This is a genomic window from Staphylococcus sp. HMSC62B09 (assembly GCF_001839115.1).
GTDB lineage: Bacteria > Bacillota > Bacilli > Staphylococcales > Staphylococcaceae > Staphylococcus > Staphylococcus haemolyticus.
Map to the genome: position 1 here is coordinate 23,051 of NZ_KV840170.1, position 15,537 is coordinate 38,587.

The window sequence follows — 15,537 nt, forward strand, 5'->3', positions numbered from 1 at the left end:
AATCTAAATCTACACAATCGTTATCATCTAAGAGTTCAAACGAGTTCAAATACATTGAACCCTCTAATCACACAGCGTTCAATGGCGTTGTGATTCTAACCCTTGCACTCATCATAGTTAAAATTTTAAGTGCAATTTACAGAGTGCCTTACCAAAATGTTCTCGGAGATACTGGGTTGTATGCTTATCAACAAATATATCCAATTGTGGCGCTAGGGATGATTTTATCTATGAATGCTATTCCAAGTGCGGTAACGCAAACGCTAGGTATTAATGGACAACCATCTTCGTTTTCAAAAGTGCTAATACGATTTCAAACGTTAGGCATAGTAATATTTTTAATGCTCTTATTATTAGCGCACCCAGTGGCTATATTGATGGGAGATTCAAGACTTGCACCTATGATACGAATGGCAAGTTTGAGTTATTTATTTATTGGTATATTAGGTGTGTGTCGTGGTTATTACCAAAGTCAAAGACGTATGAATATACCCGCTATTTCCCAGGTTATTGAACAAATCATTCGTGTTGGTCTCATCATTGTAGCCATTGGTTTATTTATGAGTAAAGATTGGTCAATATATCAAGCAGGAACGATTGCTATTTTAGCTTCTGCACTTGGTTTTTTAGGTTCAAGTCTCTTTTTAATAGTTATGAAACCTTTCTCTTTTAAGATGCAGAATTTATCAGCAAATATACCTTGGAAAGACTTACTTATGGCTACACTTGTATTTGCATTGAGCCAATTATTGGTCATATTATGGCAATTTATAGATAGCTTTACAATTGTTCATACGCTACAATCACACGGCCTACATTTTAAAGAAGCAATCATGCAAAAAGGAATTTATGATCGTGGAGCTTCATTTATACAAATGGGTTTAATTGTTACGACAACTTTTAGTTTTGTGTTAATCCCACTTTTAACTGAAGCAATCGAACAACGAAATCAAATTAAAATGAATCGTTACGCTAATGCATCGCTTAAAATCACTATATTAATTAGTTCAGCAGCTAGTATAGGATTAATTAATTTATTACCTATGATGAATGCAGTCTTCTTTAAGACCAATAGTTTAGGTTTTACACTTGGATCCTATATGTTAACGGTTATCTGTGTATCGCTTATAATGATGTATATTGCATTATTACAAGTACTCAATTGCATTCGTCCAATATTGATTGGTGTAACTATTGGCTTAGTAGTGAAAGGGATACTTAACGCCCTATTGATTCATCATTATGGTATTGCTGGCGCTAGTATTAGCACTGTTTTGTCCCTTATTTGTTTTGTAATTATACTGCATAAAGAAGTGCTTAAGCAGTATCACTTTAGTCAAATGAAACCATTCATTTTGAAAATGTTTACTGCGCTTGTCATCATGACGATAATCATTCAAATTAGTATGCAGGTATTACCTCAAGCGGGACGTATAGGTGGACTTATAGAGTTAGTTGTTGTGGCAATCATAGGCATTGCCGTATTATTAATATTAGTTATATATATGAACATCTTAGGTTATAGAGAATTAAAACATTTGCCATTTGGCGAAAAGCTTTATCATATAAAGAAAGGACGACATTAATGACACATACAATTACAATTGTTGGTTTAGGAAACTACGGTTTAGATGAGTTGCCACTTGGTATCTATCGTTTTTTAATACAACAACCGCTTGTTTATACTAGGACACTAGACCATCCTGTAATTAATCAATTACAAGATGAGCTTAAATTCGAAAGTTTTGATACTATTTATGAAAAGAATGAAGATTTCGATTCTGTGTATCAACAAATTGTTGATGTATTAATTGAAAAAGCGCAAGCACAAGATGTTGTCTATGCCGTACCTGGACATCCACGTGTAGCTGAAACAACGACGGCTAAGTTGTTAGACTACAATGACCATCATCAAGACGTGAATGTTAAAATGCTAGGTGGTAAAAGTTTTATAGATGATATTTTCGCAGCGATTAACCAAGATCCAAACGATGGTTTCACTTTGTTAGATGGTACGGCATTAACCGAACAGTTATTAAATGTGCGTACACATACACTTATTACTCAGGTATATAGTGCTATGGTTGCAGCAGATATTAAAATCACTTTGATGGAACATTATCCAGATGATTTTCCAGTCAAAGTAGTGACTGGCGCACATAGCACTGGCGCCTCTGTACTAGAGGTACCTTTATTTGAACTTGACCATCACGAAGACGCATTTAATAATTTAACAAGTGTCTACGTTCCTAAAGTGACAAATGATGAAGTATTATATCGAAACTTTGATTATGCAGTAGAGATTATAAATTGCTTAGTCGATGATGAAACTGGTTGCCCATGGGATCGTGTTCAAACTCATGCCTCCCTCAAACGCTATCTATTGGAAGAAAGCTTTGAATTATTCGAAGCAATTGATAATGAAGATGATTGGCACATGATAGAAGAATTAGGAGATATCTTACTTCAAGTTCTCTTACATGCAAGTATTGGCAAAAAAGAAGGCTATATGGACATTCAAGAAATCATTGAAAGCTTAAGTGCTAAGATGATTCGTCGTCATCCACATATTTTTGGTGATGAAAAAGCGGCATCGATAGAAGAATTAAATGACATTTGGCAGACAGCTAAAAGTAAAGAAGGTAAAGCACCACGAGTTAAATTTGAGAAAGTATTTGCAGACCACTTCATGGCATTGTATGATAAAACCAAAAATAAGGATTTTGATGAAGAAACCCTTAGAAACTTTTTGCAACAAGGGGAGAAAGATTTATGAGATTAGATAAATATTTAAAAGTATCGCGACTTGTTAAACGTCGTACTTTAGCGAAAGAGATAAGTGATCAAGGACGTATTACCGTTAATGGAAATGTAGCTAAAGCTGGAACAGATGTTAAGGTAGAAGATGAATTAGTTATTCGTTTCGGACAAAAGCTTGTTACAGTTAAAGTAACTGGTTTAAGTGAACATGCTTCTAAAGAAAACGCTAAAGGTATGTACGATTTAATTAAAGAAGAACGTATTAATCAGAACCAATTTGAAGAAGAATAGACTGAAGGAGGTGACAAGCAATGAGTAAAAAGGTAGAAGAAATAGGGAATCAGTATACCTCCGAAAAGAATCGAAAGAAGCAACGACAACAAAAGAAAATGCGCGTTGTTAGACGAAGAGTAACTGTATTCGGTGGGATATTATTAGCAATCATAATTATTCTATCCATCATGCTTGTCATCCAAAAACAAAGCAATGATAAAGCAGCAGTTGAGCGTAAACATAAAGAGGAACAGTTTCAGAAAAAGCAAGACGAGGAAATCGCATTAAAAGAAGAACTTAGTAATTTAAATAATAAAGACTACATAGAGAAAGTAGCAAGAGACGATTATTACCTGAGCAATAAAGGTGAAGTTATTTTTAAATTGCCTAATAATGATGATTCTAAGTCTAAATCCTCTAATGACAACTGATAACATTAAGGATAATCGTTTTTCTTAAATAAGAATGAATTATCTGGTTTTATAGCATTGTGAAAATATTAAAACAGGAATATAATAAGGTTAAAATCGAATCAAAATTGGGAGGATTTATTTAGAATATGTCAATCGAAGTAGGAAACAAGCTAAAAGGTAAAGTTACTGGTATCAAAAAATTTGGTGCATTCGTAGAGTTACCTGAAGGGAAAAGTGGCTTAGTTCATATCAGTGAAGTGGCTGATAACTATGTTGAGAATGTTGAAGATCACCTATCAGTTGGAGACGAAGTTGAAGTTAAAGTCTTATCTATTGCAGATGACGGTAAAATTAGCCTTTCAATAAAAAAAGCAAAAGATCGTCCTCGTAGACCACAACATAAATCAAATCACAATAGACCACCACAACAAAAAGGTGAAGATTTTGAAAAGAAATTAAGCAATTTCTTAAAAGATAGTGAAGATAAATTAACATCTATTAAACGACAAACTGAATCAAGACGTGGTGGTAAAGGTTCAAGACGCTAATTTATAATATATTATTTATATAACAATTGGTAATAGCAAAGGTAACATTCACCGTAAGATAAACAATTGTCGTCCTATCGAATTGCCCTTTATTTTATGTAAGATATGTTATTTTTGCGGGGTGGAACTTAAAATTCAACAATGAATTTTAGTTCCACTCTTTTTTTGATGACTACATTGTAATATTGCAATAAGGTATATTCATGTTATTAAGGAGGTCTTTGTGTTGAAAGTTAATACGTCACTATGGAGCAATACTGATCATGTTGTGATTGCTGTTTCGACAGGTATAGATAGTATGTCACTCTTACACAATTTACTTTCACAATCATCTCGTACTTATAAACAATTGACCTGTCTTCATGTTAATCACGGCTTACGAGAGGCATCACATAAGGAAGAAGCGTTTATAGAAGCATTTTGTAAACAATATGAGATACCTTGCTATGTAAAGCGTTTGAATTTAACTGATGTAGTAGCGCAAGGGAAGAGTATACAAGCTGATGCTCGACAATTGCGTTATGAGTGGTTTGACGAAATGATGAAAAGGTTAGATGCAGATGTATTACTTACAGCACATCATTTAGATGACCAGCTAGAAACAATCTTCTATAGACTATTTACTGGACGTTCTACACGAAGTACTCTAGGGATAGATGTTCAATCAATTCGTAATCATTACACAATATGTCGCCCATTACTTGAAGTTTCAAAAGAAGACATACGCGACTATCAGCACAAATATCAAGTTCCTTATTATGAAGATAGCTCAAACAGTGACAATAAATATGTTAGAAATGACATTCGCAATCGACTATTACCAGCGATTAATCAAAATGCAGATCTTGATAGCACGCATTTACTAAAATTGAAACGTTGGCATGATATTCAATTACAGGAGAATCGAAAAAAAGCCCAATCCTTTATAGAGAATGATTGTCTAATTAATAAAAATGGAACTCAAATACAATTTTCACGAAATGTATTTAATCGACTTGATGATATAACTAAAATGATATTGTTAGATCAGCTCTTCGAACAACTTCAGTTGAATAAGGCATTTTCAGAGAAACAATATCATGAATGGTTTGATCAGATTAGTAATCAAATCGCACAATTTGAGATATCCCTCACTGAAAAATGGATAATTCAAATAGCATATGATAAATTTATTATATTGGCGAAAAATGAGCCGTCATTATTAGATAATCAAATCGTGAATGATGCAGATACATATCGTTTCGGACATTATCTCGTTGTTATACATCCGACGATTCCTAAACAACAATTACCATTATTGATACGAACTCGTCACAATGGAGATAAAGTCGAACTAAATGGACAAAAAGGTCATAAAAAAGTGAGTCGTTTGTTTATAGATCACAAAATTCCAAATGATGTGCGCATGCAAATGCCATTAATTGAAGATCAATACCATCAAATTATTGCTGTAGGTAATTTATATATTGCTAAAGCATATAATCAACATATAGAAATCAAAAAAATTGGAGATGAATAACGAATGAAAGACGACTTAAAAGAAATATTGTTAACTGAAGAAGATATACAAAATATTTGTAAAGATTTAGGAGAACAATTAACTAAAGATTATAAAGATAAACCACTTGTATGTGTGGGTATTCTAAAAGGTTCTGTTATGTTTATGGCAGACCTAATTAAACGCATCGACACACTTTTAGCAATTGATTTTATGGATGTTTCAAGCTATCATGGCGGAACTGAATCAACTGGTGAAGTTCAAATCTTAAAAGATTTAGGTTCATCTATTGAAAATAAAGACGTCCTAATCATTGAAGATATTTTAGAAACAGGTACAACATTGAAATCAATTACTGAGTTATTGCAATCACGTAAAGTTAATTCACTTGAAATTGTTACATTACTGGATAAACCAAATCGTCGTAAAGCTGATATTGAAGCTAAATATGTTGGTAAGAAAATTCCTGATGAATTTGTTGTAGGTTATGGATTGGATTACGCTGAACATTATCGAAATTTACCGTATATCGGCACATTAAAACCAGAAATTTATAACAAATAAGTGAAATTCATTTAGATGTTAATATAATTAAATCGTGTTTAAGATATAATAACTATACTTAATAAATGAATTAGTGTAGACTCATTTTATATGCTTAAACACATTTTAAAAACTTATCGTTTTTTAGAGAACTTAAGTTTTAAAAAGTTTGATAACACAAGGATTTTGAAAAGTATTACAAAAGTTGAAATGCTAGCCTTTAAGAGAAGTTTTGTGTTACAATTTTTGTTAGCTTTATTATAGAAATAGGAGGAAATGACGCATGCAAAAAGCTTTTCGCAATGTGCTTGTTATCGCAATTATTGGCGTTATTATATTCGGCGTATTTTCTTACATAAATGGGAATGGCAATACACCGAAACAACTTTCCTATTCACAGTTTGTAGAGAAATTGGATAAAGGTGATTTAAAGACCTTAGAAATCCAACCTGAGCAAAATGTGTACTTGGTAAGTGGTAAAACAAAAAATGATGAAGATTACTCTTCAACGATTTTATACAATAACGAAAAAGACTTACAAAAAATTACAAATGAAGCAAAAAGCCAAAAAGGACTAGATTTTAAAGTTAAAGAAGAAGAGAAACAAAGTGTCTTCGTAAGTATGTTGACAACATTAATTCCTGTATTAATTATTGCTTTCCTATTCATTTTCTTCCTTAGCCAAGCACAAGGTGGCGGCGGTGGTGGTCGTATGATGAACTTTGGTAAATCCAAAGCTAAAATGTACGATAATCAAAAACGTCGTGTACGATTCTCGGATGTCGCTGGTGCAGATGAAGAAAAACAAGAATTAATTGAAATAGTAGATTTCTTAAAAGATAATAAGAAATTCAAACAAATGGGTTCAAGAATACCTAAAGGTGTATTACTTGTAGGCCCTCCTGGTACAGGTAAAACATTATTAGCACGTGCCGTAGCTGGTGAAGCAGGTGCACCTTTCTTCTCAATCAGTGGTTCAGACTTTGTTGAGATGTTCGTTGGTGTCGGTGCAAGCCGTGTGCGTGACTTATTCGAAAATGCGAAAAAGAATGCACCATGTATTATCTTTATCGATGAAATTGATGCAGTAGGACGTCAACGTGGTGCAGGTGTTGGTGGCGGTCACGATGAACGTGAACAAACGCTTAACCAATTACTAGTTGAAATGGATGGTTTCGGTGAAAACGAAGGTATTATCATGATTGCTGCAACTAACCGTCCTGATATCTTAGACCCAGCATTACTACGCCCTGGTCGTTTCGATAGACAAATTCAAGTTGGCCGTCCAGATGTTAAAGGTCGTGAGGCTATTCTTCACGTACACTCTAAAAACAAACCACTTGATGAAACTGTTGACTTAAAAGCTATTTCACAAAGAACACCTGGTTTCTCAGGGGCAGATTTAGAGAATTTATTAAATGAAGCATCTTTAATTGCTGCACGTGAAGGTAAAAACAAAATTGACATGCGTGATATTGAAGAAGCTACAGACCGTGTTATTGCTGGTCCAGCTAAAAAATCACGTGTCATTTCAGATAAAGAACGTAATATTGTGGCTCATCATGAAGCGGGTCATACAGTTATCGGTATGGTACTTGATGAAGCAGAAGTTGTTCATAAAGTAACAATTGTTCCACGTGGACAAGCTGGTGGTTACGCAATGATGTTACCTAAACAAGATCGTTTCTTAATGACAGAACCTGAATTATTAGATAAAATTTGTGGTTTATTAGGTGGTCGTGTATCCGAAGATATCAATTTCCATGAAGTATCAACTGGTGCATCAAATGACTTCGAAAGAGCAACTCAAATTGCACGTTCTATGGTTACTGAGTATGGTATGAGTAAAAAACTTGGACCATTACAATTCTCATCTAGCGACGGTGGACAAGTATTCTTAGGTAAAGATATGCAAGGTGAACCTAACTATTCTGGTCAAATCGCTTATGAAATTGATAAAGAAGTTCAACGTATTATTAAAGAACAATATGAACGTTGTAAACAAATCTTATTAGACCATGAAAAAGAACTTAAACTTATCGCTAAAACATTGTTAACAGAAGAAACATTAGTAGCTGAACAAATCCGTTCATTATTCTATGATGGTGTATTACCTGAAGTAGATTATGATGCTGCTCGTGTTGTTAAAGATGAAGATTCTGACTATAGCGAAGGTAAATATGGTAAATCTTACGATGATATCCGCGAAGAACAACTAGAAGAAGGTAAAGAAGACATGCGAGAAGATCGTAAAGAAGATAATGATCAACATCGTGGACATTCAAATAATGAAGAAGACACAGGTCATGAACAATCTCCAAATATCGATAAGCCATATAATCCAAACGATCCAAACAACCCTAGCAATAGATAAGTTTAAACTGGATTATTATCTCCTTTGAGTAAGGCAATGCCCCTTAGTCAAAGGAGATTTTTTAATATGTAGTGATCGTGAAAGAGACAACATTAGAGTTGAAAGCAAGTTACTTCATATTCTTATTAAACAAGTGTAGAATAAGTATCCTTAAAGGGAAAATGTAGAAATAATTGAAAGATTAAAGCATAAATAATATCAATATAAAAATAAATGTACTAAAGGAGTTTATAAGGATGACACATGATTATATTGTAAAATCATTAGCTTACGAAGGAGAAATACGTGCGTACGCTGCGCTAACAACTGAATCAGTGCAAGAAGCACAAACACGTCATTACACTTGGCCAACAGCTTCAGCTGCTATGGGCAGAACAATGACAGCAACTTTATTAATGGGTTCGATGCTTAAAGGTGAACAAAAATTAACAGTAACAGTTGATGGTAAAGGCCCTATTGGAAGAATCATTGCAGATGCAGATGCTGAAGGTAATGTACGTGCCTATGTGGATAAACCACAAACGCATTTTCCATTAAATGAACAAGGTAAATTAGATGTTAGACGAGCAGTTGGTACAGACGGGTCCATCCAAGTAGTGAAAGACGTTGGTATGAAAGACTATTTCTCAGGTGCAAGTCCGATTGTATCAGGTGAATTAGGAGAAGACTTCACATACTATTTTGCGACAAGTGAACAAACACCTTCATCAGTTGGTTTGGGTGTGTTAGTAAATCCTGACAATTCTATTAAAGCTGCTGGAGGATTTATTATTCAAGTAATGCCAGGCGCTAAAGATGAAACTGTAACAAAATTAGAAAATGCTATAAATAATATGCAACCCGTTTCTAAATTAATTGAACAAGGATTAACGCCAGAAGGTATTTTAAAAGAAATACTTGGTGAAGATAACGTTCAAATCTTAGAAACTATGCAAGCTCAGTTTGAATGTAACTGTAGTCATGAGAAGTTTCTAAATGCAATTAAAGGTTTAGGAGAAGCTGAAATCCAAGATATGATTAAAGAGGACCATGGCGCGGAAGCTATTTGTCACTTCTGTGGTAATAAATATAATTATTCAGAAGCTGAACTTGAAGACCTATTAGCTTCAATGAATGCATAATTAAAAATATACTAAAGGCGATAAACCATCATGTGTTTATTGCCTTTTTTATAGGGAAACTAAAATAATGTAAAAGTAAAATGTAACTTCAATTCTAAAATGAGAGAATTAGCTTTTTCTTTTTAGAAAATTCTGATAGAATATAGTTATATCCGATAAAAAAACTAAGTTTTAAATATGAAAGTTAAAAGGAGCGTTTTTTCAATGGCACAAAAACCAGTAGATAACATTACTCAAATTATTGGCAATACACCGGTAGTAAAATTAAGAAACGTTGTAGATGAAGATGCAGCAGATGTTTACGTAAAACTAGAATACCAAAATCCAGGTGGTTCAGTAAAAGACCGTATCGCATTAGCTATGATCGAAAAAGCTGAAAAAGAAGGGAAAATTAAACCAGGTGATACGATTGTAGAACCAACAAGTGGTAACACAGGTATCGGTTTAGCTTTCGTATGTGCAGCTAAAGGTTATAAAGCAGTATTTACAATGCCTGAAACAATGAGTTCTGAGCGTCGTAACTTATTAAAAGCTTATGGTGCAGAATTAGTTTTAACACCAGGTTCAGAAGCTATGAAAGGCGCTATTAAAAAAGCAAAAGAATTAAAAGAAGAGCATGGTTACTTTGAACCACAACAATTCGAAAACCCAGCAAACCCTGAAATTCATGCGTTAACTACAGGCCCAGAATTAGTAGAACAATTTGAAGGTAAACAAATCGACGCTTTCTTAGCAGGTGTAGGTACAGGTGGTACTTTATCTGGTGTAGGTAAAGTCTTAAAAGAAAAATATCCTAATGTTGAAATCGTTGCTATAGAGCCTGAAGCATCACCAGTATTAAGTGGTGGTGAGCCAGGACCACATAAATTGCAGGGTTTAGGTGCAGGATTCGTACCGGATACTTTAGATACAAATATTTATGATAGTATCATCAAAGTAGACAATGATACAGCTATGGAAACATCTCGTCGCGTTGCTAAAGAAGAAGGTATCCTAGCAGGTATTTCTTCTGGTGCTGCAATTCATGCTGCAATTCAAAAAGCTAAAGAATTAGGTAAAGGTAAAACAGTTGTAACAGTATTGCCAAGTAATGGTGAACGTTACTTATCAACACCTTTATATTCATTCGATGATTAATTTTTAAACAATATTTATACGCTAGTGAAGCTTAATTTTGCTTCGCTAGCGTTTTCTTTTTGAAGAGATGAATACCTTGTTTTAAATTATTAAATACTTTGCATGTTTTTTGGCGATTATAAAAACTGAAATGTTTAGAAAATGAGTGTATCATTAATATGTGACTATTGAGCAAAAGTAGATATTTTTCTACATATCATTTTCTAAAAGAACGAAGGGTGACGTGACAAGAATGACTAAAACAAAAATTATGGGAATATTGAATGTGACACCAGATTCATTCTCTGACGGTGGTAAGTATAATTCAGTGGATAAAGCGGTCAAACGTGCTAAAGAGATGATAGAAGAAGGTGTGGATATCATTGATGTCGGCGGTATTTCTACACGACCAGGATTCACAGAAATTTCAACGGAAGAAGAGATTGAGCGTGTAGTTCCTGTAGTGAAAGAACTTGCAAAATTTAATATTCAACTTTCAATAGATACATATCGTAGTGAAGTAGCGGAAGCGTGCTTAAAATTAGGTGCAACGATGATCAATGATCAATGGGCAGGGTTATATGATCCTAAAATACTTGATGTTGTGGCTGCTTACGATGCTGAAGTTGTATTAATGCATAATGGTAACGGACATCGCGAACAACCAGTTGTTGAAGAAATGCTATTATCACTTATTACTCAAGCGAACAAAGCAGAAATGGCCGGAATTCCAAAACATAAAATATGGCTAGATCCTGGGATTGGCTTTGCCAAAACACGTGATGAAGAAAATGAAGTAATGGCACGTTTAGATGAACTTGTAGCAACTGAGTATCCTGTTTTATTAGCAACGAGTCGAAAACGTTTTATTAAAGAAATAATTGGTACAGAAACTAAAGCGTTAGAACGTGATGAGGCGACAGCTGCTACAACAGCTTATGGTATAATGAAAGGCGTCAAAGCTGTGCGTGTACATAATGTGCAATTAAACGCTAGATTAGGTCAAAGTATGGATTTCTTAAAGGAGAATGAAGATGAACGACACAATCTTTCTTAATGGTATGAGATTTTACGCATACCATGGTGCCTTACCTGCTGAAAATGAGATAGGTCAAATCTTTGTAGTAGATGTTACGTTGAAAGTGAATTTAGAAGAAGCGGGACAATCTGATAATGTGATAGATACTGTGCATTACGGAGAAGTGTTTGAAGATGTTAAAGAAATCGTTGAAGGTCCACCATGTAATTTAATCGAACATCTAGCTGAACGTATTGCAAAACGTATAAATTCACACTATAATCGTGTAATGGAAACGAAAGTCAGAATCACTAAAGAAAATCCACCTATTCCTGGTCACTATGATGGCGTAGGTATAGAGATAGTGAGGGAGAATCGTTAAATGGTACAATCGTATTTAGGTTTAGGAAGCAATATTGGTGATAGGGAACAGCAATTACAAGATGCTATAAAAATAATTGATAGTATTGAAGGTATTTCCGTGACTAAGATCTCTCCAATATATGAAACTGCACCAGTGGGGTATACTGAGCAGCCCAATTTTTTAAATTTGTGTTTAGAAATTGAAACAGAATTGGAGCCCAAAGAACTTCTTAAATATTGCTTAGAAACTGAACAACGATTACATCGAGTTAGAGACATTCGTTGGGGTCCAAGGACATTAGATGTCGATATTTTGTTATATGGAAATAAGGTTATAGAAGAAGATGACCTTGAAGTTCCCCACCCTCGAATGGGTGAACGTGCTTTTGTATTAATACCATTAAATGATATTGCATCAACACAAATAGAACCTCGTTCAAATACTCGTATCTCTGATTTAGTCATACCAGATGACACAGTGAAGAAATATAAAGGTTAAGAAGTATTAATTATGCATTTAATTAATATTATAGAAATGCGAAAATAGAGATGATCATACTTTGAAAGTGATACAGGTAATGTCAATTTTGTAAAACAATACAATTAAGTAACACCATATTAGTAATATGATATCCTATAAGCAATTTAGAAATAATCCATGGAATGATTTTCATTAAAATGAAATTTAAAGGAGAGAAAGTTATGTCAGAAGAAATGAATGACCAAATGCAGGTCCGTCGTCAAAAACTACAAGAATTAATTGATTTAGGAATCGACCCATTTGGAAAACGTTTTGAGCGCTCAGCTACTGCTAGTGAACTAAAATCACAATGGGATGAATTCTCAAAAGAAGAATTACATGATAAAGAAGATGAAAGTCATGTGTCGATTGCCGGCCGTTTGATGACTAAACGTGGTAAAGGTAAAGCTGGTTTCGCACATGTCCAAGATTTGACTGGTCAAATTCAAATTTACGTGCGTAAGGACCAAATTGGCGAAGAAGATTTCGACAATTTATGGAAAGGTGCAGACCTAGGCGATATTGTTGGTATTGAAGGTGTAATGTTCAAAACAAATACTGGCGAGTTATCAGTAAAAGCTAAGACATTCACTTTATTATCTAAAGCGCTTAGACCTTTACCTGATAAGTTCCATGGTTTACAAGATATTGAACAACGTTATCGTCAACGTTATTTAGACTTGATTACAAATCAAGATAGTACTCAAACATTCATTAACCGTAGTAAAATTATTCAAGAAATGCGTAATTACTTAAATAAACAAGGTTTCTTAGAAGTTGAAACACCAATGATGCATCAAATTGCAGGTGGTGCAGCAGCACGACCATTTGTTACGCACCATAATGCACTAGACGCTACGCTTTATATGCGTATAGCAATTGAATTACATTTAAAACGTTTAATTGTTGGTGGGCTTGAAAAAGTCTATGAAATTGGACGAGTATTCCGTAACGAAGGCGTATCAACACGACATAATCCAGAATTTACTATGATTGAATTATATGAAGCATACGCTGATTACCACGATATCATGGATTTAACTGAATCTATGGTAAGACATATCGCTCAAGAAGTATTTGGTTCTGCAAAAGTTCAATACAATGAAGAGGAAATTGACCTAGAGTCTGCATGGACACGCCTTCATATTGTAGATGCAGTGAAAGAAGCTACAGGTGTAGACTTCTATCAAATTAAATCTGATGAAGAAGCAATCGCAGCAGCTAAAGAACATAATATTGAAATTACTGATAACATGAAATATGGTCATATCTTAAATGAATTCTTTGAACAAAAAGTTGAAGAAACGTTAATTCAACCGACATTTATTTATGGACATCCAATTGAAATCTCGCCTTTAGCGAAGAAAAATCCGGAAGATTCAAGATTTACAGACCGTTTCGAGTTGTTTATCGTAGGTAGAGAACATGCGAATGCATTCACTGAATTAAATGATCCAATTGATCAACGTGAACGTTTCGAAGCACAACTTGTTGAAAAAGCACAAGGTAATGATGAAGCGCATGAAATGGATGAAGATTATATTGAAGCTTTAGAATATGGCATGCCTCCAACAGGTGGTTTAGGTATCGGTATCGATCGCTTAGTTATGTTGTTAACTGACTCTCCATCTATTAGAGACGTATTATTATTCCCTTATATGAGACAAAAATAGATTAAATTAAATATTAGAGATTGAGATAAAGTTTAGGTTTATTCAAATGTTAACCTAATATATCTCAATCTCTTTTTTATTTTGAGACAGTTATTGTTAATAAAAGAGACAAAAGGAACAATTAGTTTTCAATTTATATAAAACTAAAGGATTAAATATAATGGTGTGATAAAGGGTTATTATCAAGGGGAAGTTACAAAAGTAAAAAAGAGTAGAGAAGTTATTGTAAAACAATATAAAAAAAGTGTAGTCAATATGGTTGAGATGTGCTAACATAGTAAAAGTGTTCAAAAGAAGCGAAACGACAAATAATAAACTTGTTAAATAAAAAGTTTCAAAAATTAGTTGACTTTGCTTTTTGAATGTTGTATGATATAAAAGTCGTCAAAAACGAAACTTAATTTTGTAAAATACTTGTAAAGATATTTTTAACAAAGTGTAAAATTAACTATTGAAAATTAAAACAATCGACATTATAATTAATTGAGTAAGTTATTGTCTGGTGACAATGGCAAGGAGGTCACACCTGTTCCCATGCCGAACACAGAAGTTAAGCTCCTTAGCACCGATGGTAGTTGGATTTACATTCCGCTAGAGTAGGACGTTGCCAGGCTTGCACGTTGGAGAATTAGCTCAGCTGGGAGAGCATCTGCCTTACAAGCAGAGGGTCGGCGGTTCGAACCCGTCATTCTCCACCATTCTTAATTAGCCGGCCTAGCTCAATTGGTAGAGCAACTGACTTGTAATCAGTAGGTTGGGGGTTCAAGTCCTCTGGCCGGCACCATCTTTGAGCCATTAGCTCAGTTGGTAGAGCATCTGACTTTTAATCAGAGGGTCAGAGGTTCGAATCCTCTATGGCTCATACGATTATTTTAATAGCCATATGCGGAAGTAGTTCAGTGGTAGAACACCACCTTGCCAAGGTGGGGGTCGCGGGTTCGAATCCCGTCTTCCGCTCCATTATTTTTAATATAGTGCCGGGGTGGCGGAACTGGCAGACGCACAGGACTTAAAATCCTGCGGTGAGAGATCACCGTACCGGTTCGATTCCGGTCCTCGGCACCATCTTAAATAAAGCGCCCGTAGCTCAACTGGATAGAGCGTTTGACTACGGATCAAGAGGTTATGGGTTCGACTCCTATCGGGCGCGCCATTTAAATTTTATTTATTATTTAATTACATACGGGAAGTAGCTCAGCTTGGTAGAGCACTTGGTTTGGGACCAAGGGGTCGCAGGTTCGAATCCTGTCTTCCCGATAGGAACTTTAATTATATAAAAAATATGGGGGCTTAGCTCAGCTGGGAGAGCGCCTGCTT

14 protein-coding genes, 7 tRNA genes and 1 rRNA gene are annotated in these 15,537 nt (G+C 34.6%); all 22 read left to right on the forward strand.

Translation table 11 applies throughout. From position 1 onward, the window contains the following. Positions 1-53: 53 nt before the first annotated feature. The 22 genes from HMPREF3265_RS11880 to HMPREF3265_RS11985 all read left to right on the forward strand — a co-directional run bounded on the left by HMPREF3265_RS11880 (position 54) and on the right by HMPREF3265_RS11985 (position 15,477). Positions 54-1,586: a polysaccharide biosynthesis protein gene (locus tag HMPREF3265_RS11880; RefSeq protein ID WP_070861746.1), complete on the forward strand. Its 1,533-nt coding sequence runs from the start codon at positions 54-56 to the stop codon at positions 1,584-1,586. Next, positions 1,586-2,776, forward strand: coding sequence for a MazG nucleotide pyrophosphohydrolase domain-containing protein (locus HMPREF3265_RS11885; protein WP_070861740.1), 1,191 nt, complete (start codon positions 1,586-1,588; stop codon positions 2,774-2,776). Before HMPREF3265_RS11880 ends, HMPREF3265_RS11885 begins: the two co-directional genes overlap by 1 nt. Further along, positions 2,773-3,051 (forward strand): RNA-binding S4 domain-containing protein, encoded by a 279-nt coding sequence (locus HMPREF3265_RS11890; RefSeq protein ID WP_037537011.1) that lies wholly within the window; start codon positions 2,773-2,775, stop codon positions 3,049-3,051. Before HMPREF3265_RS11885 ends, HMPREF3265_RS11890 begins: the two co-directional genes overlap by 4 nt. Positions 3,052-3,071: 20 nt before the next feature. Continuing rightward, on the forward strand, positions 3,072-3,464 hold the full coding sequence (divIC, locus tag HMPREF3265_RS11895) for a cell division protein DivIC (protein ID WP_070582040.1): 393 nt from the start codon (positions 3,072-3,074) through the stop codon (positions 3,462-3,464). A 128-nt stretch (positions 3,465-3,592) separates the two neighbouring features. Continuing rightward, the gene (locus HMPREF3265_RS11900) at positions 3,593-3,994 is read left to right on the forward strand and encodes a S1 domain-containing RNA-binding protein (protein WP_053017953.1); all 402 of its coding nucleotides are present in this window, start codon (positions 3,593-3,595) and stop codon (positions 3,992-3,994) included. Between the two features lie 226 nt (positions 3,995-4,220). Beyond that, complete coding sequence (tilS, locus tag HMPREF3265_RS11905; protein ID WP_176743843.1) at positions 4,221-5,513, forward strand: tRNA lysidine(34) synthetase TilS; 1,293 nt, start codon at positions 4,221-4,223, stop codon at positions 5,511-5,513. 3 nt (positions 5,514-5,516) lie between these two features. Then, complete coding sequence (hpt, locus tag HMPREF3265_RS11910) at positions 5,517-6,056, forward strand: hypoxanthine phosphoribosyltransferase (protein ID WP_070861741.1); 540 nt, start codon at positions 5,517-5,519, stop codon at positions 6,054-6,056. Between the two features lie 262 nt (positions 6,057-6,318). Further along, positions 6,319-8,409: an ATP-dependent zinc metalloprotease FtsH gene (gene ftsH / locus HMPREF3265_RS11915; RefSeq protein WP_070861742.1), complete on the forward strand. Its 2,091-nt coding sequence runs from the start codon at positions 6,319-6,321 to the stop codon at positions 8,407-8,409. 236 nt (positions 8,410-8,645) lie between these two features. Then, positions 8,646-9,530, forward strand: a complete 885-nt coding sequence (gene hslO, locus HMPREF3265_RS11920) for an Hsp33 family molecular chaperone HslO (RefSeq protein WP_037552528.1) — start codon at positions 8,646-8,648, stop codon at positions 9,528-9,530. A gap of 204 nt (positions 9,531-9,734) precedes the next feature. After that, entirely contained in the window at positions 9,735-10,667 is a 933-nt protein-coding gene (gene cysK / locus HMPREF3265_RS11925; protein WP_016931263.1) for a cysteine synthase A, read from the forward strand. A gap of 232 nt (positions 10,668-10,899) precedes the next feature. After that, positions 10,900-11,703, forward strand: a complete 804-nt coding sequence (gene folP / locus HMPREF3265_RS11930) for a dihydropteroate synthase (RefSeq protein ID WP_070442648.1) — start codon at positions 10,900-10,902, stop codon at positions 11,701-11,703. Next, the gene (gene folB, locus HMPREF3265_RS11935) at positions 11,681-12,046 is read left to right on the forward strand and encodes a dihydroneopterin aldolase (protein WP_037552526.1); all 366 of its coding nucleotides are present in this window, start codon (positions 11,681-11,683) and stop codon (positions 12,044-12,046) included. The genes folP and folB overlap by 23 nt, the downstream gene beginning before the upstream one ends. Then, positions 12,047-12,526: a 2-amino-4-hydroxy-6-hydroxymethyldihydropteridine diphosphokinase gene (gene folK, locus HMPREF3265_RS11940; RefSeq protein WP_049426448.1), complete on the forward strand. Its 480-nt coding sequence runs from the start codon at positions 12,047-12,049 to the stop codon at positions 12,524-12,526. 203 nt (positions 12,527-12,729) lie between these two features. Beyond that, complete coding sequence (lysS, locus tag HMPREF3265_RS11945) at positions 12,730-14,220, forward strand: lysine--tRNA ligase (protein ID WP_070861743.1); 1,491 nt, start codon at positions 12,730-12,732, stop codon at positions 14,218-14,220. Positions 14,221-14,718: 498 nt separating this feature from the next. Further along, positions 14,719-14,833, forward strand: a 5S ribosomal RNA gene (gene rrf, locus HMPREF3265_RS11950). A 9-nt stretch (positions 14,834-14,842) separates the two neighbouring features. After that, positions 14,843-14,918 (forward strand) — tRNA-Val (locus HMPREF3265_RS11955). A gap of 10 nt (positions 14,919-14,928) precedes the next feature. After that, a tRNA-Thr gene (locus tag HMPREF3265_RS11960) sits at positions 14,929-15,004 on the forward strand. Between the two features lie 5 nt (positions 15,005-15,009). After that, a tRNA-Lys gene (locus HMPREF3265_RS11965) sits at positions 15,010-15,082 on the forward strand. 23 nt (positions 15,083-15,105) lie between these two features. After that, positions 15,106-15,180, forward strand: a tRNA-Gly gene (locus HMPREF3265_RS11970). 16 nt (positions 15,181-15,196) lie between these two features. Continuing rightward, positions 15,197-15,285: transfer RNA gene (locus HMPREF3265_RS11975), tRNA-Leu, on the forward strand. An 11-nt stretch (positions 15,286-15,296) separates the two neighbouring features. Then, positions 15,297-15,373: transfer RNA gene (locus tag HMPREF3265_RS11980), tRNA-Arg, on the forward strand. Between the two features lie 30 nt (positions 15,374-15,403). Next, a tRNA-Pro gene (locus tag HMPREF3265_RS11985) sits at positions 15,404-15,477 on the forward strand. Positions 15,478-15,537 lie beyond the last annotated feature (60 nt).

Coding starts and splice junctions, on each gene's coding strand:
- HMPREF3265_RS11885 (WP_070861740.1), top strand. CDS start 1,586: ATGACACATACAATTACAATTGTTGGTTTAGGAAACTACGGTTTAGAT.
- HMPREF3265_RS11890 (WP_037537011.1), top strand. CDS start 2,773: ATGAGATTAGATAAATATTTAAAAGTATCGCGACTTGTTAAACGTCGT.
- divIC (WP_070582040.1), top strand. CDS start 3,072: ATGAGTAAAAAGGTAGAAGAAATAGGGAATCAGTATACCTCCGAAAAG.
- HMPREF3265_RS11900 (WP_053017953.1), top strand. CDS start 3,593: ATGTCAATCGAAGTAGGAAACAAGCTAAAAGGTAAAGTTACTGGTATC.
- hpt (WP_070861741.1), top strand. CDS start 5,517: ATGAAAGACGACTTAAAAGAAATATTGTTAACTGAAGAAGATATACAA.
- ftsH (WP_070861742.1), top strand. CDS start 6,319: ATGCAAAAAGCTTTTCGCAATGTGCTTGTTATCGCAATTATTGGCGTT.
- hslO (WP_037552528.1), top strand. CDS start 8,646: ATGACACATGATTATATTGTAAAATCATTAGCTTACGAAGGAGAAATA.
- cysK (WP_016931263.1), top strand. CDS start 9,735: ATGGCACAAAAACCAGTAGATAACATTACTCAAATTATTGGCAATACA.
- folP (WP_070442648.1), top strand. CDS start 10,900: ATGACTAAAACAAAAATTATGGGAATATTGAATGTGACACCAGATTCA.
- folB (WP_037552526.1), top strand. CDS start 11,681: ATGAACGACACAATCTTTCTTAATGGTATGAGATTTTACGCATACCAT.
- folK (WP_049426448.1), top strand. CDS start 12,047: ATGGTACAATCGTATTTAGGTTTAGGAAGCAATATTGGTGATAGGGAA.
- lysS (WP_070861743.1), top strand. CDS start 12,730: ATGTCAGAAGAAATGAATGACCAAATGCAGGTCCGTCGTCAAAAACTA.